18 protein-coding genes and 3 pseudogenes are annotated in these 20244 nt (G+C 41.3%); 13 read left to right on the forward strand and 8 right to left on the reverse strand.

All coding sequences use genetic code 11. The annotated features are described in order from the left end of the window. Nucleotides 1–92: 92 nt before the first annotated feature. Nucleotides 93–671, reverse strand: coding sequence for a hypothetical protein (locus tag H6G14_RS18985; protein WP_190568876.1), 579 nt, complete (start codon nt 669–671; stop codon nt 93–95). Between the two features lie 217 nt (nt 672–888). Here H6G14_RS18985 and H6G14_RS18990 point away from each other — a divergent pair. After that, nucleotides 889–1764: pseudogene (locus H6G14_RS18990) on the forward strand (transposase); the annotation flags it as partial. Between the two features lie 22 nt (nt 1765–1786). Here the strand turns inward: H6G14_RS18990 and H6G14_RS18995 are convergent. Beyond that, a protein-coding gene (locus tag H6G14_RS18995) for an IS5 family transposase (RefSeq protein WP_190568877.1) occupies nt 1787–2580 on the reverse strand; the annotation gives its coding sequence in 2 pieces (ribosomal slippage) (nt 1787–2229 and nt 2229–2580; 795 coding nt in all). A gap of 93 nt (nt 2581–2673) precedes the next feature. On the opposite strand from H6G14_RS18995, the pseudogene H6G14_RS19000 reads away from it, so the two are divergent. Next, nucleotides 2674–3141, forward strand: a pseudogene (locus H6G14_RS19000) (transposase); the annotation flags it as partial. A 41-nt stretch (nt 3142–3182) separates the two neighbouring features. Here the strand turns inward: H6G14_RS19000 and H6G14_RS19005 are convergent. Further along, a pseudogene (locus H6G14_RS19005) lies at nt 3183–3490 on the reverse strand (HNH endonuclease). A gap of 183 nt (nt 3491–3673) precedes the next feature. Here H6G14_RS19005 and H6G14_RS19010 point away from each other — a divergent pair. Continuing rightward, nucleotides 3674–4156 carry a hypothetical protein gene (locus H6G14_RS19010; RefSeq protein ID WP_190568878.1) on the forward strand — a complete coding sequence of 161 codons (483 nt, stop codon included), beginning with the start codon at nt 3674–3676 and terminating at the stop codon, nt 4154–4156. Between the two features lie 896 nt (nt 4157–5052). After that, nucleotides 5053–5916 carry a hypothetical protein gene (locus tag H6G14_RS19015; protein WP_190568879.1) on the forward strand — a complete coding sequence of 288 codons (864 nt, stop codon included), beginning with the start codon at nt 5053–5055 and terminating at the stop codon, nt 5914–5916. Between the two features lie 488 nt (nt 5917–6404). On the opposite strand, the gene H6G14_RS33160 is transcribed toward H6G14_RS19015, so the two are convergent. The 4 genes from H6G14_RS33160 to H6G14_RS19035 all read right to left on the reverse strand — a co-directional run bounded on the left by H6G14_RS33160 (nt 6405) and on the right by H6G14_RS19035 (nt 11205). Further along, nucleotides 6405–7421, reverse strand: coding sequence for an alpha/beta hydrolase (locus tag H6G14_RS33160; protein ID WP_199326221.1), 1017 nt, complete (start codon nt 7419–7421; stop codon nt 6405–6407). 463 nt (nt 7422–7884) lie between these two features. Next, nucleotides 7885–8112, reverse strand: coding sequence for a hypothetical protein (locus H6G14_RS33655; RefSeq protein ID WP_190568880.1), 228 nt, complete (start codon nt 8110–8112; stop codon nt 7885–7887). A gap of 4 nt (nt 8113–8116) precedes the next feature. Beyond that, entirely contained in the window at nt 8117–9466 is a 1350-nt protein-coding gene (locus H6G14_RS19030) for a hypothetical protein (RefSeq protein ID WP_190568923.1), read from the reverse strand. Between the two features lie 101 nt (nt 9467–9567). Then, the gene (locus tag H6G14_RS19035) at nt 9568–11205 is read right to left on the reverse strand and encodes a coiled-coil domain-containing protein (RefSeq protein ID WP_190568881.1); all 1638 of its coding nucleotides are present in this window, start codon (nt 11203–11205) and stop codon (nt 9568–9570) included. 328 nt (nt 11206–11533) lie between these two features. On the opposite strand from H6G14_RS19035, the gene H6G14_RS19040 reads away from it, so the two are divergent. From H6G14_RS19040 to H6G14_RS19060, 5 genes are all read left to right on the forward strand, one after another. Then, nucleotides 11534–11815 (forward strand): helix-turn-helix domain-containing protein, encoded by a 282-nt coding sequence (locus H6G14_RS19040; RefSeq protein ID WP_190568882.1) that lies wholly within the window; start codon nt 11534–11536, stop codon nt 11813–11815. A 256-nt stretch (nt 11816–12071) separates the two neighbouring features. Then, nucleotides 12072–12866: a hypothetical protein gene (locus H6G14_RS19045; protein ID WP_199326222.1), complete on the forward strand. Its 795-nt coding sequence runs from the start codon at nt 12072–12074 to the stop codon at nt 12864–12866. Nucleotides 12867–12935: 69 nt separating this feature from the next. Further along, nucleotides 12936–13322, forward strand: coding sequence for a hypothetical protein (locus H6G14_RS19050; RefSeq protein WP_338421204.1), 387 nt, complete (start codon nt 12936–12938; stop codon nt 13320–13322). Continuing rightward, nucleotides 13315–13512 (forward strand): hypothetical protein, encoded by a 198-nt coding sequence (locus H6G14_RS19055; protein WP_190568883.1) that lies wholly within the window; start codon nt 13315–13317, stop codon nt 13510–13512. The genes H6G14_RS19050 and H6G14_RS19055 overlap by 8 nt, the downstream gene beginning before the upstream one ends. A 93-nt stretch (nt 13513–13605) precedes the next feature. Continuing rightward, nucleotides 13606–13809, forward strand: a complete 204-nt coding sequence (locus tag H6G14_RS19060; protein ID WP_190568884.1) for a hypothetical protein — start codon at nt 13606–13608, stop codon at nt 13807–13809. Between the two features lie 311 nt (nt 13810–14120). On the opposite strand, the gene H6G14_RS33170 is transcribed toward H6G14_RS19060, so the two are convergent. Next, entirely contained in the window at nt 14121–15116 is a 996-nt protein-coding gene (locus H6G14_RS33170; protein WP_338421205.1) for a PEP-CTERM sorting domain-containing protein, read from the reverse strand. 784 nt (nt 15117–15900) lie between these two features. Here H6G14_RS33170 and H6G14_RS19070 point away from each other — a divergent pair. The 4 genes from H6G14_RS19070 (at nt 15901) to H6G14_RS19085 (ending at nt 20243) form a co-directional block, all read left to right on the forward strand. Beyond that, nucleotides 15901–16833 carry a ParB/RepB/Spo0J family partition protein gene (locus H6G14_RS19070; protein ID WP_190568885.1) on the forward strand — a complete coding sequence of 311 codons (933 nt, stop codon included), beginning with the start codon at nt 15901–15903 and terminating at the stop codon, nt 16831–16833. 600 nt (nt 16834–17433) lie between these two features. Continuing rightward, nucleotides 17434–17577, forward strand: a complete 144-nt coding sequence (locus H6G14_RS19075) for a hypothetical protein (RefSeq protein WP_190568886.1) — start codon at nt 17434–17436, stop codon at nt 17575–17577. A gap of 215 nt (nt 17578–17792) precedes the next feature. After that, a complete protein-coding gene (locus H6G14_RS19080; protein ID WP_190568887.1) occupies nt 17793–19694 on the forward strand; it encodes a phage tail sheath subtilisin-like domain-containing protein in 1902 nt (633 codons plus the stop codon). A gap of 12 nt (nt 19695–19706) precedes the next feature. Continuing rightward, nucleotides 19707–20243: a phage tail protein gene (locus H6G14_RS19085; protein WP_190568888.1), complete on the forward strand. Its 537-nt coding sequence runs from the start codon at nt 19707–19709 to the stop codon at nt 20241–20243. Nucleotide 20244 lies beyond the last annotated feature (1 nt).

Consider the following 20244-nt stretch of genomic DNA (forward strand, 5'->3'; position numbering starts at 1 on the left):
CAGCGAATAGGTGTTGCCGTAGAATGTATGAAAAAATTTAGTACAGAGTGCAACTCTCCCTTGCTCCCTGCTTCCCTGCTTTTTCAACTCACCTACCTGTGATTGACTATTCCTCTTCGTCTGGATTCGATACGACGTAATCGACGCAATTCAACCCCAATCGAACCACCAATGGGATATCCCCAATCAATTGGTTCATCTCTTCCGATTCGATCAAATAGTCCATCTAAACGAGATGCACTACCAGAGAGGAACTTGTAGAAGTAATGTTGTAAACCTTGTGCGATCGCAATCGAGATGACAATCCAGAAACCAAGGCTATCAGATAAAAGCAAAAAAATCTCGCTCGATAAAAACCCTAGTAGGACTTTCACTGTACCAATCATGACGATCAGCAGCGTAGTAGTTTGTCCTAAGACGTAAATTACTCTAAACACTGGAAGCCAAAACCTTATAATAGATTTGGCAATTAGACGGAAATAGCAGTTCAATAGGTAAATTGTCCAGAAACATACAATCAAACTGGATAAGAAGACACTTAAGGCAATTCCTAAGTGATATAACGACCAGTTTGCAAGGGGATAGGTAGTGAGGTAAATTCCCCAAGGAAATATTATTAGCCAGTGAATAAACGAAATTCCCACCCATTGACCGACAAGGTATTTTTTCATGATCTATCGAATCTCGACCTATGGAAGATTTGCTGATATCTTGGGAAAATTTGAGCAGCGACTTGGGGCGATCGCGTCATAGCTGACACCCAAACAACTATACAGAATTATTGATAAATCCTCAATACCTTAGCCAAAATAAGAGGGTGAAGAGAGAGGGCTGATGTAGTAGAGTTATTGTCTTCCCAAACGACAACTCAAAAGCCACAATCAACCCATGCCCGATATCTTATCACTGCTGCAATGCCTATTACCGCAGATAAACGTCACGACGATGCGTCAGTTGAACCAGATAATCATTGCGATGTTAGCAATGAGTGGGCGAGTCACCATGTTGGGAATTGCCCGTTGGACAGGGGAACAAGGTAGCTACCGGACAATGGGGAGATTTTTTTCGACAGTGATACCGTGGGCAACATTGTTTTGGCTGTTTTTTCGGAAATATTTGTGGCGCGAAAATGATGTGTATTTGTTGGCAGGAGATGAAGTTGTAGTTAGTAAATCGGGTAAGCAAACTTATGGGGTAGATAGATTTTTTTCTAGCTTGGCTAGTAAACCAATTAATGGTTTATCTTTCTTCGTATTGTCATTAGTAAGCGTAGAAGAAAGGCAATCATTTCCAATCGGAATAGAACAGGTAATCAAAAGTGATGCCCAAATAAATAGCACCTCGCCAACCAAAAAAGTAGAAGCAAAACAGAAACGTGGACGGGGACGACCAAAAGGCAGTAAAAACAAAAACAAAGCCGAAGTGATATTAACATCTGAACTGTTGCTAATTAAAAAGATGATTAATTCATTATTCGAGTTAATAGCTCACTTTATCCCCCTGAAATACTTGGTAGTAGATGGTCATTTTGGTAACAACAATGCTTTACAGATGGCACGACAAGTTAATTTGCACATAATTTCCAAGTTACGCCATGATTCGGCATTATACATCCCTTATGAAAATCCTAACTCCAGTAAACGCTCTCGTCGTAAATACGGTGACAAACTAGACTATCGTAATCTACCTGACAAATACTTTTGTAAAAGCACAATTGATAAAAATATTCAAACTGATGTTTATCAAGCCACTCTGCTTCATAAGAGACTATTTATAAAGTAAATCTTTAGGATACAAGACGACGTAGCATAATCCTAGTCATAACAGCATATATGGCTGCTTCGCTCATCTCTGAAAGACGCTCATAATCCTTACTGAGACGATGGTACTGGTTGAACCAACCAAATGTTCTTTCAACTACCCAACGTTTAGGCAAAACCTGAAATTCTTTTTCGGTACGTCTTATGACTTCAACATGAGCTTGGATCATCAGCCAAACCGAAAGAGCAAATTTATCACCGTCATAACCGGAATCAACCCATAAAACTTCCACTTTTTCCAGTAATTCCGGGCGTTCCTCTAATAGTTCCATGAGTGCATAGGCAGCCAGTAATCGTTCCGGGGCATTCGCTTCACTCACAACGACTTTTAACAAAAGTCCCAAGCTATCAACCAAAGTCTGCCGCTTTCTTCCTTTTACCTTTTTACATCCATCAAAACCATACACATCCCCTTTTTTTGATCAGTCTTGACCGACTGACTATCTGCGGCTATCGCGCTAGGTTGTGTTGATTTACCTAATCTTGTGCGAACTTGACCACGCAATGTATGGTTTAATTTTTCCCAAACCCCTTGACGCTGCCATTTGCGGTAGTAGTGGTATACAGTCGAGCTTGGTGGAAAGTCCCCTGGAAGCATATTCCATTGACATCCAGTTTTCAAGTGATAGTAGATGGCATTGCATATTTCACGCATATCTGTTGTGCGTGGATGCCCTCCTTCTTTAGCTGCTGGAATCAAGGGAGCCAGGATTTCCCACTCCATATCAGTTAAGTCTGTAGGGTAAGACTTTCGCGCCATAACTAACTATGTAAATACACTGTGTATGAAGTATTTTATCCTCGCCATAAATCTTTTCTTCTCGCTTTTAGATTTACTTTATAAATAACCTCTAAGGAATTTGCACAGGCTCTTAATGTAGTAATTTTGGTCAAAATCAATCTTTATACTCATGCTCGTAGCCATGTAATTTTATTTTCCAGCGACCTGGATTTGAATGCTGATAAAATCATCGATTATTACAAACTTCGCTTTCAAATCGAGTTTAACTTCCGTGATGCCAAGCAATTTTGGGGTTTAGAAGATTTTATGAATCTGTCCCAGACTGCTGTGACTAATGCGGCTAATCTTGCTTTCTTTATGGTCAATTTATCTCATCATCTTCTTGTTGATTTCCGCAAATATAATCCTGACTCTGGCATTATTGACCTGAAAGCTTATTACCGTGGTTTTCGATATGTCCGTGAAATCTTAAAAATGCTTCCTCAAAAGCCTGAGCCTATTTTATTAGCGCAAATTTTTGCCAAGCTCACTTCTTTAGGGCGTATTCATCCCAGTTCTACGGGCATTGAACCCTCGTAGTTTGGCTAAGGTATTGTATTACCGCAAAATAAAGTTAAGTTCTAGCTAACTTTCTGCTCTGCAAACAGTGACAACTGCCCCGGAGAAACATTACCTCTGCCAAAACGGTGGTATGACAGGTGACAGCCACTACACAGACAAACTAAGTTTTCTAAGCGATTGTCAGACGGATCTCTATTCCAATGGTGTACTTGCAATGTGTGGGCTTTACGCTCAGAAAAAGTTAAATTATCGGGTTTTTCCCTGGACGTAAGCAGACTCTACCGCACTTAGCGCAACGCCAGTTAGAAGCCGCTTTCAATGCTGTGGCTAGTTGTTTCCAATTATCTGGATACAGATCCTGACTCATAACAGTGTTCTTGCAACTTAGGAAGCGAGTAAATGGCTGAATCACCACAAAAGCTTACCGCATTCATCAGGCCAATTCAAATACTCTTGCGTTGACTACGGTGATCGCATCTCATACTTTACCAAACCCCGTACTTGCTACAATCGAATCAATTGAAACTGCCAACTATTTTTTTTAGCAGGTATGTCAAGTTTTTGGTTTTGGGAACGTGATTCGGTTGAATACGAAATTTTCAAGAAATATGAACGGGCATTAGTTACTCTTGGCGTAAACTTTTCTCTTGAGCAAGTTAGTGAAGCCCTAGAAAGTTGCACTTGTGGGCTAGAAGATGCGTTTAGAAGCACAATCGACTATGCTTTGTGGTTACAAAAGAATGAAAAACAAGTTTACCCAAATGCTATTCTGATTCGTGCTTTGCAGGAGCAATGGAAGCCTATGGCATGGTCTGATGACTACCTGGAACTACCAAGCTTAGAATCACCAGGACAAAGGTGGTTGAATACCGCCGCGTCAACCTGGGGATATGATGTACGCAATCGACTTGTAGCTGACGTTGTTTATGATGAAGGCACAGAATTTATTAAGTTCACCAACGGGAAAGAAATTAAGGTAGAGACTGCATGGCGTTGGGAATGGCAACGAGTTCTCGAATATGCCACTAATTAAAGGGCGTAGGAGTAATCGTAAGTATAAATTTGCATAACTCAACAGATAAACAAAGATAAATATTGCGAATTGCGTTGGCGTTAGCCTTCCGCTTGCGGTATTGCGAATTGGTTTTATTCCTTGTAAGTGCCTAAGTGCCTAAGTGCCTAAGGGGAGCAACGCGAAAAAGTGAGATCGGGATTTAATTCTCAGTTATATAGCTAGATTCTCAATAAAAACAGATTTTTCGCTGTGATCGCAGCTTGAAATACGTGATTTAGTACCCTAATTTTAAACACCTCACCAAATCGCGTTGCTCCCGTGCCTAAGTGGTATCGTCACATCAAACATAAAGTTCAGGAGCCAGGAGGTCGAAGGCAGTTCTTGCTGGAGGAACCCGCGCTTAAAAACGTGGGATTGAAGCAAGGACGCTTTGCATCTCGTGGCACTCTCACTCGATACAATGATTAGAGTTGCTGAGTATGAGCGTGATTATATCTCAAGGGTGCATTGGGATTGCCCAAACTTAAAATGCGGCTGGATGGATGATACTCTGTAGACAAATGCCAAAGGCAGTAAACTACGCATCATTAACAAAAAAGCGATCTCCTTACAGTATTGTAAGTTTATTTCTGCTTACTTATAATCCCTATTAGGGGTTGTGTCAACTTGCTTGAAAATTGCTTTATTCAAGGTCTAAATCTAATATTTAACTATATATTTATATAGGTTTGTAAAATTTGCTTGATTTCTTAATCAAGCAAATAAGAGAATAAATGCTACATAATCTACATAATATTTATGGTTTGAGAGGATGGAGTATTTTGCATATCTGCTCAGAGCTAAGGACATTTTGACTTCTTCACGCAGATTTGACTTAAGTGGCATTTATTCTTTAGTAGGAAGAAAGTAGCTAAATGGAAATTAATACTACATTTCATAATAAGTGCAACAAAGATTCTGATCCGAACTTAGGCTACTACCCCAAACCGGGCTGGGAATGGCAAAAACCTGAACCGAAAACCTATCTTGTAAAGCATAGTTTAGCTAAATACGCCCAAGCTTGGATACTCAACCTTGTTGAATTTGTTCACTGGATTCTACTCATTCCATCATTTATTTTATCCTTTATTATTTTTCAACATTCTGATGTGTTAGTTTCTCGCCTGGGAACAGACTTACAAGTATATTTGCTGTCGGTTGCTCCTCTAATTCAGGCTTTTGCTGGCTTAGTTGCCGTTGTTATGCACGAGTATGAAGGCTGGCAAGTTGTGTATTTTCAGAACCCACTTGATTCTGACTTCAATATTAAGGATTGCAACAACCAATGGTTGCGTGAAGTAGCATATAAAATGCTATTTTTTCTTCAAGTGGTTGGACTTTTAGCTTTTTCTCTAGGAGTGTTTGGAGTTAGCTATATAACTCTTATCTTTGCAACTGTAAGTATCCTTATTGCATTTTTTGGGCCGCAAAACCCTAAAGCCACTTTCTATTTTAACAATCAGCCTGTATTTCCTATTTCCCTATGGCTGGTTGCAGTATTTGTTGTCAATGCAATTGTTAATTTTGTGGCATATTATCACCTCTTTGGTTTAGCTTTACAATCTGCAAGCTTCCCAAGCGCTCTGGCAGTTTTAGCACCAATCCTTTTTATGGTAGGTGGTGTGATTGAAGGAGTACTAGCTGAATCTACCTTCAACCAATGGATACATTTTTTAGCTGTTATTTTTCTCAATCTTGGTCTACTAACACAGATATATTTATTTGGTTTCCTGTGGTAAAAGTGTTTCCAGATTAGTTTTACCTCAAGTTGTGTTAATGGCAAGCAACGCTTTGGCTCTACAATTAGTTTATGCTACCACGGAATCTGAGGCTGACACGGGCGCGGCGGCTGGCTGGGGGTTGAGGCGAGTTATCCCATCGTGACAGTAGTTGCCCCTGGAGAACTTTTGTTGGGGAGATTGGTTAGTGGTGGTGTTTAAACCTGGCTGTCCAAAAATAAATATACTTTTATAGCGTTTTCTTTGGTGTTGACACCCTGATTTCTCCCTTAAGGTAATATTTCTGAATTACTTTTGTGACAAATCCTTTAGCTACTCCTACGTGTAAGGCAATCTCGACTGCTATTCTATTTATATTTTAATTTGTATAAAATCCGGACTGCAACTAAAGTGCTATTAGACAACTCACAGTAATTAAAACTGCTCCTTGCTCCCAACACAATTGTCAGAAGAAACCTTTGCAGTACAAGAGGAGGTATGACATTAACTTACGGCAAATAAGTTGTTATTTGGCTTACATCTTTTCCATCCGACCACTTACCCATGTCAAAAGTTAATTTATCTACTGGTAAGCCAGCGATCGCACTATCCAGGGCATACCAAATATAGCGCCAGTCTAAATTGTCTTCTGTTCCCACTCCATTGAAAAATGTATTAGCTACAAAGTTATATGTAAAACTTGTATCAATTGTTGCTTGTTCGTGATTAGCATACATAGCTGGTGAACCATAATCATCACTGGAAGAAAGGTACATAGTTTTTTGTTGACTATGTATATATGAAAAATTTTCTACCCAATCTTTACAAGGGACAATCTGATCATCCTTTCCGTGCAGAATGGCTACAGGTATAGTGATATCTTTGCCCGTATCTTGAATTTTAATTTCATCCCTAAAACCTCCTAATTTTCTAATGATGTTCTGAATACAAGCAGGAATATTAGAGTAGGAACTTGGCACAGGATCGGCTACAACAATCTGCTTTAGTTGAATGTTGGCGATTGCCGTACCTTGAATATATGTTTGCCAGGATAGAGCAAACAGTCCACCTAAAGAATGCCCGAACAAGAAAGTATCTACATTGGGTTGTAGTAAGTCGGCTTTTTGGTAAGCTTGAGCCGTCATTTTTACGGCGTTCTTTAGCCAAGTTTGCGAACTCAGGGGATAGGGCGATAGAGCTGCTCGAATAAGATCCTTAATTGATGTAATTTTCAGAGCGGGAAATTTACAAAACCCTACCTGATAATTAGGATAAATGACGTAATAACCTTGTTGTACTAAGTGCTGAATGTGAGTGCCATAAATTTGAGAGGGGCCTAAGCAAAAACCGTGTAAATAAATAACGACTTTTTTGTGGCAATTCTTGTCTATATAAGGTTTTTCAGGTTGGTATATTTCCGTATAAGTTCCTTGAGCGCAAAAGCCTATTGTAGTTGGGTTAGCCGGAGGAGATATGTAATTATATTGAGGTTTAGCTGGAGGTATAGGTTTAGAAATACTGTTCATAGTGTTATTTTTCTGAAAGCTAGATGATTTTTTGCTTCCAAATTTATTCTTAAAGATAGATGCGTGTCAACATATTTTGACACGTATAAGTGAAAATTTCTGATTTGTTTACATGATTTTGGGCGGGAAGAAGAAAGCGGTTTTTGGGAATCTTGATCCTGTTCGGTGTCAATCTGAGGTTTTTATTAGTAAATTCAGAACTTAAAAAACTAAATTTAAGCAATAATCGCTGTAAGCGATCTATATCACCCCTTAGCATCCAATTTAGCCACCGGAAACCGCCGCATCATCTCCGCCAACGCCACTGCCTCCCCATCCGGCGTATACACGACCTCACGACATAGCAATCACAATCCTCTGCTTCCTCGCCCACTCAAACCAAGCGATCGCCTCCGATTTAACTTGCACTGATTCCGGTTTCCTCCCCTCCCTGCAAGCAGCCACAAACACAGCCTCCGGTGACTTAATCCCTTTCCAAGTCCGTAACGCCTCTTTGAGATAAGCGATCGCCCCCGGCACATTCTCCCAATACCGCTTGACTATACGCTGAATCTCCCCATTTAACCGGAACTGTGGGGTACAAGGAATCTCCCTCAACTGCTTGCTGCAATACCTCCTGAACTTCCTGTTGACTTGGCTGTACTGATTTTTCTTGTGACTCATGCAGCGATGGCTTTCGGTCTTGCTGCACTGCCTTACTCTCGCTCCCACTTCACCAACTCCCCATTCACAACAACATAACCCCACTGCTGACACTTCCGCACCAACCCCGTAATCACGATTTGCAAAGCTGGGTCATCTTGCCAGCACTCCATAAGAAAACCTAAGCCGGGGTTTTCTTTTAATAACCCTGCCATCTTCAGTTTCTCCATGCGCCAGGGTCTAGCCTTTGACCGAAGGGAGATCGCCTCACTCGACCACTTGTCAGGCTGTGTTTCTGGCTCGGAGACAGACGGCGCAGAACCAATATTTTCATCTTGTAACGAAGTAGAAATACCAGCTTGGGTTGATTTCTCACACTGAGTTGCCGAATTTTCAAAATTAGAGGCAACGGGCGCGGCGGAACTGTGGCCTTCATGAGTGGTTCCCGGCTCATCACCCAAGTCCTGATTCTCACTCAACAACGAAATGGGTTGACTCTGCCCTACTGGTTCCTCACTTTGCGTTACCGAATTTTCAAAACCAGAGGCAACGGGCGCGGCGGAATTGTGGTCTTCATGACTGGTTCTCGGCTCAACACCCAAGTCTTGTTTCTCATTCAGCAACAAAGCGGGTTGACTTGGTACAGCATCCACTAGCGCCAGCGACGTGCAGTCCGTTACCGTAGGTAACTCTTTTCTTTCTTCCACGCTCTCTACAGTCTGAGGCGACGCACCCTTGAGGGGTGCGTCTGCCGTCTCCTCACCATGCGAATTTTCGTTTGGCGTGGAAGGACTAACTACCTTACCAACAACCTTAGTTGGTTGTTGGTAGGTAGTTAAGGGGTGGTTAGAAACGTTGTTAGGTTTCTGGAAGCCTTGCAAATCCTCACTTTTTTGACCATTCTTTTGGAATTGTTCCAAATCAGGCTGGATTGGTTCCACGCCGGAATGGTTCTGCTTCCTCTCGGCTTGGTTGATTTGCTCCCCGGCTTGGACACCTTTCTCATCACAAGAATTGGTTTCGCCAGATGTGGACGACTCCCAATAGAATCGATTGTAATACCCATGCAAATTACGCACTCGATAACTAATCAGCCCAGGTCTACCGGAAGGCAAACGGCCAAACACTTCTTCATACTGGAACAAGCCCTGAGCCGCCAACGCTGCACCCGCCTTTTGCATTGACTTATAAGTGAGGTTGGTGTCCAACTTGTGGGCAGCCCCACCAAATTGTTCTGCTGCTACGGAATCCAGCCACAACTGCTGCACACATGGCGCTTGCTGACGAACCCAGTTAATATCCTCTATCGATATTTTGCAGTGGGGTCTGATTGATTTTTCATCTAAGGGCTTGCGATCGCCTTGCTTGTGTCCACCTTTAATTGCTTTGAGTGCTGTAGCCATAGTATTCCCCTAATTTTGAGCATGACAATATCGGCGGTACTGTATCCGTGCCGCATCTGTTCTTCTTGCATTACGAGTTGCTACTTAGTGGTGATTAGCACTCACCACAGCAGCCGTAATTCATTTTTGAAATATCGGTCTGTCTTTTTCGGGCGGTCTTTCCAATGCTCCCAAGCCACCCAGACCTCATCCCCCATGTCTTCGATGACTTCACCTCTGGCCTTATACAAAGCACAGTAGATATCAGCGTGGGCAACAATAGAACTAAGACCAATCACTTCACCATCAAAAGAACCGGACTCGGCAGGGGTTTCTTCAAGAACCAATGGTTCCGCAATGGGTGAGGATTCCGTTTTCTCCAAAGCGGTGATTAGCTCTGTCTCTTCGGTGGTCAACTCTGCCCAGTAATCAGCTTTGATAACTTCGTATTCCTGCGCCACACTCAAATAGTCCCACCAGCTACACCCAGGTTTGGCAAGCACAGCCCTAATATCGCTAACCGCTTGGGGTAGCAGTTGTAGTTGTTCTGCACGATATGCGATCGCACTTGGTGTTGCTTCACTGCCTAAAATCAATGCCGCAGCTTCCAACGCTTTGGTGTTGTTCATGGCGCTGGCGAGATTACCAAGCGCTATACCCATCAGTCGTAAGCACTCCTGGGCGTTTTCTTTGGGTGGTTCCTCCGCCAGCGATCGCAGGTCAATTGTCTTATCCAGAGCTTGTTTAACCCCTTTGTTCAGTGCTTTAGTCGCCTGTTTGGTAAGAGTATTGCCCCATTCTTGAGCAGGACGTTGTTGTACAGCATTTTCTAGTTCCTGAATACGCTGCTTGAGTTGTTGGTTATCGTATTCCAACTGTTTCAATGCTTCCATCTCGTCCAAGCGTTGCTGTAACTCGATGTTCTGCTGTTTTTGCTGTTGGAATAACTGCTGTAGTGAGGTTAATTGTTCTTGAACTTGTTCCTCTGCCTTGGTTGTAGCTTCTGTGAGTAAGCCGATTCTTAACTCTTGCTCCAGCCTCTCCAATTCTTGCTGGTGCTGTTTTCTAATCTGGGCGATCGCTTCGGCATATTCTTTGGGATAAGTTCTTTCGGTAGAGAATGGAACGCTTGGTGCATCTAAGTCAGCATTGTTAACCAGTTCCTTACTACCGTCAGCAAAAGTAACAATCTGCTGCCAGTAGTTCGGGTGGTCTGCTTCGATTGTCCCCGATTCTCCATGTCTGTGGTGAGTTGCTGATGTAACCGTGACTTTCGCAAATTCAGGAACCATTGGTTCTTGAATTTTGGGAACCACTGGTTCCTGAACTTTTTTACGTGGCACTTGAGGAACCACTTTTTGGGCAGCAGCCGCAAAATCCGATTCACTGGGGGAGGGGTTTTCTTGTACTGCGATCGCTACAGCTTCCTTGAGCTTGTCTGGTTCCTTGACCAAACGGAGCAAGGGACGGGCTTGACGTTCATTTTTGATGTGTTCGCCTAATTCTCCTACTGTGTCAATAACTTTTTTGGCTCCCAGCAGTTGGTTAATTCGCCGGAAGCCCCCCCAATCTGATAATTCATGCTGGCAGTACTCTTTAAAACTGGTGTACCCGGCTTCAAGGTACATCTGTTTATCCCGCATCTGCAATATTTCCTCAACAGCTTGCCACTCAAAGCGGTCAATGGAGGTAAACGTTTCTTGAATGCTGGCGTTGAGATTGCCATAGTCAATGGTTGATGTTTTTTCCAGTGTCAGCATATTTCTTGCCCACTATTGGTAAATGCTGAAGACGGTCACGAACGCAAATTGCCAAAGTGAACACCCATGCTGATGTGGAAGGTTTAATAAAAGTATGTCAGCATTGTAGTTAGGTCACTTTGTTGCCCAACCATCTGGACAATTGCACTGCTTGCCGGCGGCGATTGTCCGGTTTTGAGCGTTTTATTATTTAGGGCGATTCATTTTTTTTTAGCATGACAAACAAGCGCTCACTTTGGGCGCAAGGTATTGCTTATCTTGACGTAAACTATGGTAGACATTTAGAATAGTTTTGTCAACCGTGGTAGTCAATAAGGAACTCCGAATAATGGCGGTAGATATTGATGATGTAGCTTATGTTCGGTGGAACTCCGATAAAATTGCTATCGTCAAAAACGCAATGCGGGAAAAAGAGAATATGTCTGTAAGAGACTTAGCACAAGCTTTACAGGCTAATGATATTTCTTGTAGTCATCAAAATCTGAGTAAACTTTTAAACGGTAAATACTCAATTATTTCTCTAGAAATTGCTCGTGGTATTAGTGAAATATTATCTATTCCTGCCCAAGACCTAGTAAAAATCTATGCTTTTTCTGTCTACAATGGTTGACTGTGGCAACCAAGGTAGACTAATATATTAATTGTGAAGCAGAAAAGTGCAATGCTTCCTTAACAAGCAAAGCTAAATTTTCTATCACTAATGCTTTCTGCTTCTGGCTTTAAGCAAAAAATATAAAGCTACGCTTAATTGAGTTGAAAGCGTTGTGCTAAACCACAACGTTGTCTAAACCCAAAAACAAAGGCGACCGCCCAGGTCTGGAAAACTTTGCGATCGCCTTGCCTTTCTATATCAAAGGAACTCTATTATGACGCATCCTGTATATACCCAGCAAGTCCTAGCTAACCTAAAGCTTGGACAAATCAAAAGTATTGCGGCTGACCTGGGAGTTAACTCAACAGGCGACAAGACACAGCGCAAAACTTGGATCAACTCTATCATTACCCACCAGTCCGCCCAGCTTCATCAGGTTGACGAACAAACCCTAGCCCAAGCTGAACTACAGCAGCACATCAACCAAAAAGCGCAAGCCGTAGCACCGGAACTATTGACATCACGCGAAATCGACTTTTACGAGCATGAATTGTACATAGGTGAAAGACTGGTTGCTCGGATTGTTTACGATAACGCAGATTTTGTCACCCAACGCTGGGTGGTGATGGTGAACAATACCGAAGTATTCCGCCGCAGTTGGTGGCAGAAGTGCTTTGATGATATCCAATGGCACTACTCACGCGGCACACTCCCAGTACAAGAACAAGAAGCACCAGCCGCTACTACTGCCAACGAAATCATGACGCAGATTTTCGATGCGTGTGAACAGTGCGGGTTGGAACTTCTCGATGATGGGATTTATACCCGTGATGGTGAGAAATTAGGCGCAGTCGGCTTTACTGGTGGCAATTGGTGGGTCATCCGGGCTTCTTCAGTTGGGCAGCAAAAGGCTACGTGTGAGTCAGCGATCGCTGGAGTGCGGGTACTGTTGCAAGTTGAGGCTGTGGGCTGGAACGAACTTTTGGATAAGGCTTTTGACGAGCTAACGGCTGACGAGTGGCTGCTGGTGATGGAATCTGAGCCAGTCAGCGAATTGGTAGCGGCTTAAGGGAATTAGTGGGCAGTATTGCCCACTAATCTAAATGAAGCTGAATCGGGTTCAATATAACCCTTCATTTTGAAATCGTCTTTAGCAGATTTTTCTCAAAAGTCTACCAATCGCTTCAACCATCAATTCATCATGGAACCCACCATATCCATCCCAAAATATTGGGACTATCCCCGCTTTGTCTTTGGTCAACGCACCCAGCAAGGAGTCATTCTTGGACTCGAATATTATCCTCCTGACACTCAGTTGGCTTACGAGTACGGTCATGGCTGGCGTTACGCTTTGATGCCACATAAGCAGTCTGAAGACATATTCCACTACCAGGAATCACAACTTAAGCAACTTTCAAAGCAAGAATTACTTGCACAAATCACCGCAGAACTTGAAGAACATCAACAGCAAATCGTGATTCTGCAACAGCAATTACTGATGATTACAGGAGGCAGCAATGGCTAGACCAAAGAAGAACGGTAATGATTTGACTGCTACGAATTTGTTGCATTCACTTCGCTGTCGTGGAGGTTCTGCACCTTTGCATACCATCTATTTCTCTAACGTTGCTATCCAATCTTTACTAGAGCAAAACCTAGTGAAAGTTAAAAATACTGGTTGCGGTTTTGTGTTGGAACTTATCGAGCAAACGTAAGGAATATTCAGGAGCCAAAGCAATTAAAAATCATAAACCTTTTGGTTCCTGGCTCTTAATTATCAACAAGTACAAGCAATAGGAAATAGTGTCATGAGCGAAGGTGAAGTTAGCCTAATCGATTTAGTTAGTGTCACTCAATACCTGTTATCCCAAATTGAGAAACATCCCGATTTTATTAAGCTGGAATACTACCCAGATTTAACCATTGGTGATGCTCAAACTGCACTGTCTTATCTTAAGGATGAGCTAGAAAATAATCAACCATCTGCGGCTATTGCCAAGGTTTCTGATTAGAAGAAACTATCGCCTGAACGAGTTCTTATTTCAGGCGATGTCTACGACAAGCCGCGTTGCGTCTACGCAGTTAGCAATAGCATCTTCTAGCAGAAATTGTATTGTCTCATACTCCGGAAATTTTAGAGGTTAAGAATGAGTAACGAAATCAAACTAGGACTTTGCAATTTTCCGTCATGGTTCTGATGCTTGTTCAGTAATATTTCGGCAACAGTACCCGTATCTCGGATCAATGCAATGCCTCTTAGAGTTTGGCATTACTGAGCCACGAGGGTAGACCATCAATTATCTGGTAAATTATTTTCCAGAAATCACCTTAGTTTACGTTTGAGGGTTGAAGCTGCACCGAGAGTGCCGAGGGCAAGGAGGCTGAGGATGGAAGAGGGTTCGGGGACACTTTCTTGATGTTGTTGTAGAAAATTTACTGAGAATGAATTAGTCTGCCCTGGATCTAGAGTTCCTACCACATTGGCTACTAAAAATTCACCATCACTTAAAGAAAAAGGAACATCAAGTTCTATTTGTTCATCTGGTAAAACACTCCATCCCCTCCCTCCGTTATCAAATATATTTATATCCTCTAATAAACTTGTTGTAAAATTGCTACGCTCTATTAAATTTGGACTTCTTCCAAGCAGAATACTATTTATGAATAGTTCTCTATTTCCATCATTAGTGAAAGTATATGACAACGGAGTAGACGACAATGCTAAGGGAGACAAAGGATTTGGGTTCCTTTCTGGTTGTACGACAAAACCTGCCAAACCATTTCGAGTTGGGAGTCTCACTCCCAGTGGGCCGGTTAGATAAACGTCTCTTAGCCATTTAACTGCATTTTTTTTCTTTGAATCAAACAATATATCGATTACTACTGGTTTATTAACAGGTATGGTAGTCCTATCACCAGTAGTTGGATCTATAAAGAAAATGTCCTGATCAAAAACACTAAGACCAGTATTAGCAATCTGTACTACTTGACCAATAGGTAAAATGTTGATTGAACCCCCTAAAATTCCTTCGCCAAAACCAGGAATCTTAAATCCAATTCTAGCATCCTCTGCTGGTACATTTGAGTCGTTTATTAGAACGTTTCCAGATGACACTACAAGTGCTGCTAAAGCACTAGAATAATTAATTAAAGAAACTAAGGGTATAGTTACTGTTAAATTCAATGTGGCTTTTAGTAATGAATGAGTAAGTTTCATAATTTTTATTTTTTGATTAAGAGCAGTTTGTGTGTATTGATTACAGGTTGAGATATTAGAGCTAGCACTCCTCTCGTACCTTGAGTCAAGAAACAGACCCACCCAACCTCCACTTTCAAGGGCAGGTTTTTTGTTTAAGCAGAAGAGAAAGTGGTGGGATATCTCCAAGATTCAGGGAAGAAGCCACCAACAGGCAAAGGTTGCAAAAAATTTTGCGGTGTAAGATGAAACTAAAAATTTTCCAAACTGAAGATATAGCCGAAGTTTTACTTGGTGACGTATTACCCACAAGATAATCAAACAGCACCTTTATTGAGTTGTTAAGGAATGATTGATTATGTAAATTCCTGGAGAAACCTGATGCTAATATAGTTTCTCTTATTTCAAAAATAGGGAACCTTTAAAAGATGTTCTTAAGCATCCGCTTGCTGTTTTTTTTACAGTACAACATCTCATAAATTTTACGGTTAACTGTCTATATAAAATTAGTAAGTTTTACCTAAACTTTAATTATCCCAGTAAAGAATATGATAATGCACAAAAGTATTTGATTTAAAAGAATCTTTTGTGAATTCATAAGTAAATAAATGTTAAAAATACTATCGCTTTTGACAAAATTTAGATGCAGTTTTTGGTAGCACAACTATATTAACAATCTGCGGCAATCATCTACAGTAGCCAAAGCGCCATCACATCCTCTCCCTTCCTCGATCAAATCACCATTTACAACCATATAATCCCACTAAAAACATTTCCCTTTCAGAAATGTCAATTCCTCACAAGTTCCTCAAATTTAGTCTCTAATTTGAAATTAGAAGCAGATTTAACTACATTTCTGAAGCTAATCATCATATTTGATACTTTTTCAACTTTAATGGAGAAATTTATGATGAATGCTGCCCTGCCAGATCAATTTAGATGGACAACACCAACAAATAAGCTAGATATTAACTATAGTATTTTGCCTACTCAATGCCCTATTACAGTTGCAATTGATCTGATTGAATTATCTCTGAAACAACCACGGCGTTACTTTGACCCGAAGAAGTTAGCTCAACTTGTAGAATCGGTCAAAGAACACGGCATTTTAGAACCAGTCCTAGTTCGTCCACTTGCTCACGGCAAATATGAATTGATAGCTGGCGAAAGAAGAATCAGAGCCGCACGCACTGTAGGATTGCTTGAAGTCCCTATTATTTCCCTAGAGCTAAATGATCAACAAGCCCTACAAATTGCTCTTATGGAGAATTTGCAACGGGAAGACCTTAACCCTGTTGAAGAGACAGAAGCCATACTAGGACTACTATCGTTATCTTTGGGAATAGATACTAATAAAGTTATCTCTTTATTACACAGTGCTTTTAACGCTAAACAAAGGAATCAACAACTGAATCAAAACGTTTTGATTCAACTTGAGCAGATTGAATTACTGTTGTCACAAATAGGAAAATTCAATGCAGCTAGTTTCCGTTCTAGTCGGCTGCCTTTACTGAAGCTACCGGAAGAAATTCTTTCATCTCTGCGACAAGGAGAGATTGAGTACACCAAAGCCCAAGCGATCGCACGAGTTAAATCTGAACCACAGCGTGCTGACTTGCTCAAGATAGCGATCACAGAAAATCTTTCTTTGAGCGAAATCAAAACAAGAGTTAAAGCACTAAAATCCTCATCAGAACCACAATCACAAAATGCTGTAACTGAAAGGTTCAATGAGATTAATAAACTCTTACATCAAAAACAAGCTTCAATCAAATCTCAAAACCAAGAGAGAATCACTAAGCTTTTAGATGAATTGGAGAAATTGATTTGCGAAAATTAAAAACGCAGAGATAATGCAAATAAATCTGCGTAATCTTACTTAACAAAAGGAAACCTCAAAACCCTTGAAAAATTGTCTTTTTGTTTTTATGAGTTGATAACTATATAAACAAATGTAAGTGATAATATCTAACCGTAAAAAATAATTGACTAATTGATCAAGCAAGTAGAATATTAAAAGCATAACGGTACAGTAATTCTACGGTTTAATTCTTCAAATTAAACTATGCTTTACTAACATAAAAAGAGGGTGTACATAAAGAAAAACAACGTTTATATCTTGATTTTCAAGGTATTTATGAAAAATTAATTGTATATTCCTTGTCGAAATATTGAATTACTTTTTCAACACAGTATCTTTCTTTAAGGAGTAATTTTCATGACTCAAGAAATTTAAGAAATCATAGAAGAAAACCGTCCTAAGCAGTTATTATCTATTGATGGTAGTGATATTCGAGGTATTTTACCTCTTCAAATCCTCAAGGAAATAGAGAACATAGTTCTTAGATATAACCCAATCTGCAACTGTTTAGGAGATTATTTTAATTTTGTTGCAGGTACAAGTACGGAGTCAATCATTGCCACAGGGTTAGCAATAGGAATGAAAGTAGATGAAATCTTAAAAATTTATACAGAAAATGGACATGAAATATTTCAAAAAATTGAACTAAATGATTCAACAATTCAGGAATATTTAAAACCTTCTATTGATAACGTAATAGAAATGTTGCCGTGGCAGTCTTAACTTCATACTTTTCTGCAAAGACAACAGTAAGAAATTTCGATAGATTCTAAAACACGCTGGTGTGCTACAAAAATGATTCTTGCTGCGAGTAATTACGGTTACAAAATTGCTGTTTATCCACTGCGAGCAAAACGCTTAAGCAAAACACTTAAGAAAGAATGAAATGCCTGTATTGCATATGCAGGCATCAATAAGAATTAATACGGAGAATCCCAATGCCTATTACACCAACCTATCCAGGCGTTTATGTCGAAGAGATTTCCAGTGGGGTACGAACCATTACAGGAGTTAGCAAATCTGTTACAGCCTTTGTGGGTGCGGCAAAACGAGGGCCAATTGACAAAGCAGTACGTATTTTAAGTTATAGCGACTTTGAACGCAGATTTGGTGGACTAGATGCGTGTTCTGAGTTAAGCTACGCTGTGCGCCAATTCTTTCTAAACGGTGGCAGTGATGCCTGGGTCGTCCGGATTGTTAAACACGCTCAAAGCGCTACTCACACCTTAAAAGATAAGAGTAAGCAGGATGTTTTAAAAATCACAGCACTGGATGAAGGACTAGCGGGTAACAGGATTGAGATTCAGGTGGATTACAAAACGCTGAATCCTGCCAATACCTTCAATTTGACCCTAAACTATACATCACCCGATAATCCGAGTGATCGCCTGACTGAGAAATTTGACAATTTGTCGCTAAATAGTCAAGACGCTCGTTACATTGAAGCAGTGATTAACGGCATATCTCGATTAGTGACAGTAAAACGGGAGGAAAATGCAGTCAATTCACTGTCTGATAAGAGTGGCACTAGCGTCAGTGGAGATTTGCAAAACGCCGATGTTAGCAAGCTCATAGACAATAGACATAACCAGTTCCAGATATCAGTCAATGGTTTAAAGCCTATCACTGTCAAAATTGACAGTAATGAAATCACAGGAGATAATGTTTCAGCAAAGTTAACTAGTTTGGCGAATACCATTCAAACAAAGGTTATATCTGCAACTAATGACAATTCTTTCACCTGTACTTTCAGGGACAACAAACTCATTCTAACCTCTGGGCAACCAGGCGAATTTTCAAGTGTGAGAGTTTTACGCGCTACTTTCAACGATCTCTCTACTAACCTTAAACTTGGATACCGGAATGGGGGTGTTGAAGAAGACGCAGTGGCTACCATTCGTCTAGATGAGACTCTGCCCAAGGATACAATCATAACTTTAACAGGCGGCACTGAAACACAGTATTCTGAAGCGGATTTGGATAATTTGACATTTAGCCAGGCTGAGAGGAAAGGCTTTTACGCTCTAGAAGAAGTGGATTTATTTAACTTGCTCTGCATACCGGGAGTCACCAAAAGCAACATTTTGAGTGAGGCAGCTCAATATTGTAAGCAAAGAAGAGCTTTCTTAATTGCTGATGCGCCAAAAACGAACACAGTATCTGATATACAAAGTACAGAAGTTACTAACAATGATAATGGCGCAGTCTATTACCCCTGGATTTACATTGCTGACCCGTTAAACAATGGCAAGCTACGCCTGACTGCACCCAGTGGAACAGTTGCCGGACTTTATGCCCGCACAGACAGTGCCAGTGGTGTTTGGAAAGCTCCAGCTGGAACTGAAGCCAATTTAGTGGGAGTTCAGGCATTAACTTACAAGTTGACCGATGCAGAAAATGGCATATTGAATCCTCTAGGAATCAACTGTATCCGCTTGTTTCCTACCTATGGTGCGGTTGCCTGGGGCGCTCGTACCTTCCAAGGTTCCGATCAGGCGGCATCAGAATATAAATATATTCCGGTCAGGCGGTTAGCGCTGTTTATCGAAGAGAGCCTGTATCGGGGTACTCAGTGGGTGGTGTTTGAGCCAAATGATGAACCTCTGTGGGCGCAAATTCGGTTGAATCTGGGCGCATTTATGCAAAACCTGTTTCGCCAGGGGGCGTTTCAGGGCAAGTCTCCGCGAGAGGCATACTTCGTTAAATGTGATCGCGAAACCACGGCACAGAACGACATCAACTTGGGGATTGTCAATATCAAAGTCGGGTTTGCACCGTTGAAACCTGCGGAGTTTGTGATTATTCAACTACAACAAATGGCGGGGCAGATTCAAGTTTAAGGGAGATGAAAAATGGCACAATTTAGCGTTAATTCACAGCGATTTGACCCCTACAAGAACTTTAAATTTCGGGTCAAGTGGGATGGTCGATATGTTGCCGGGATCAGTAAAGTGGGTGCTTTAAAGCGCACAACTGAGGTGGTGAAACATCGGGAAGGGGGAGATCCGAGTAGTGATCGCCTCTCACCAGGACGCAGCACTTACGAAGCTATTACCCTGGAGCGTGGGGTGACTCATGACACAGAATTTGAAAAGTGGGCGAATAAGGTGTGGAATTATGGCTCTGGTTTAGGAGCAGAAGTTTCACTCAAGGACTTTCGCAAGGATCTGATTATCGAAGTTTATAACGAAGCTGGACAGTTGGCTATTGCTTACAAGGTTTACCGTGCTTGGGTTTCTGAATATCAGGCACTGCCTGAACTGGATGCCAATGCCAATGCTGTTGCCATTCAAACTCTCAAACTGGAAAACGAAGGCTGGGAGCGAGATTATGAGGTATCAGAACCAAGTGAACCGAGTTTTGTTGAGCCATCTGTTTCATCGTTTTGAG

It is taken from the genome of Nostoc parmelioides FACHB-3921, assembly GCF_014696625.1.
GTDB classification, from domain to species: domain Bacteria; phylum Cyanobacteriota; class Cyanobacteriia; order Cyanobacteriales; family Nostocaceae; genus Trichormus; species Trichormus parmelioides.

Excerpts from the sequence above, each read along its gene's own strand:
- H6G14_RS18985 (WP_190568876.1), bottom strand. The coding sequence starts at position 671 with ATGAAAAAATACCTTGTCGGTCAATGGGTGGGAATTTCGTTTATTCAC.
- H6G14_RS19010 (WP_190568878.1), top strand. The coding sequence starts at position 3,674 with ATGTCAAGTTTTTGGTTTTGGGAACGTGATTCGGTTGAATACGAAATT.
- H6G14_RS19015 (WP_190568879.1), top strand. The coding sequence starts at position 5,053 with ATGGAAATTAATACTACATTTCATAATAAGTGCAACAAAGATTCTGAT.
- H6G14_RS33160 (WP_199326221.1), bottom strand. The coding sequence starts at position 7,421 with ATGAACAGTATTTCTAAACCTATACCTCCAGCTAAACCTCAATATAAT.
- H6G14_RS19030 (WP_190568923.1), bottom strand. The coding sequence starts at position 9,466 with ATGGCTACAGCACTCAAAGCAATTAAAGGTGGACACAAGCAAGGCGAT.
- H6G14_RS19035 (WP_190568881.1), bottom strand. The coding sequence starts at position 11,205 with ATGCTGACACTGGAAAAAACATCAACCATTGACTATGGCAATCTCAAC.
- H6G14_RS19040 (WP_190568882.1), top strand. The coding sequence starts at position 11,534 with ATGGCGGTAGATATTGATGATGTAGCTTATGTTCGGTGGAACTCCGAT.
- H6G14_RS19045 (WP_199326222.1), top strand. The coding sequence starts at position 12,072 with ATGACGCATCCTGTATATACCCAGCAAGTCCTAGCTAACCTAAAGCTT.
- H6G14_RS19055 (WP_190568883.1), top strand. The coding sequence starts at position 13,315 with ATGGCTAGACCAAAGAAGAACGGTAATGATTTGACTGCTACGAATTTG.
- H6G14_RS19060 (WP_190568884.1), top strand. The coding sequence starts at position 13,606 with ATGAGCGAAGGTGAAGTTAGCCTAATCGATTTAGTTAGTGTCACTCAA.
- H6G14_RS19070 (WP_190568885.1), top strand. The coding sequence starts at position 15,901 with ATGATGAATGCTGCCCTGCCAGATCAATTTAGATGGACAACACCAACA.
- H6G14_RS19075 (WP_190568886.1), top strand. The coding sequence starts at position 17,434 with ATGAAAGTAGATGAAATCTTAAAAATTTATACAGAAAATGGACATGAA.
- H6G14_RS19080 (WP_190568887.1), top strand. The coding sequence starts at position 17,793 with ATGCCTATTACACCAACCTATCCAGGCGTTTATGTCGAAGAGATTTCC.
- H6G14_RS19085 (WP_190568888.1), top strand. The coding sequence starts at position 19,707 with ATGGCACAATTTAGCGTTAATTCACAGCGATTTGACCCCTACAAGAAC.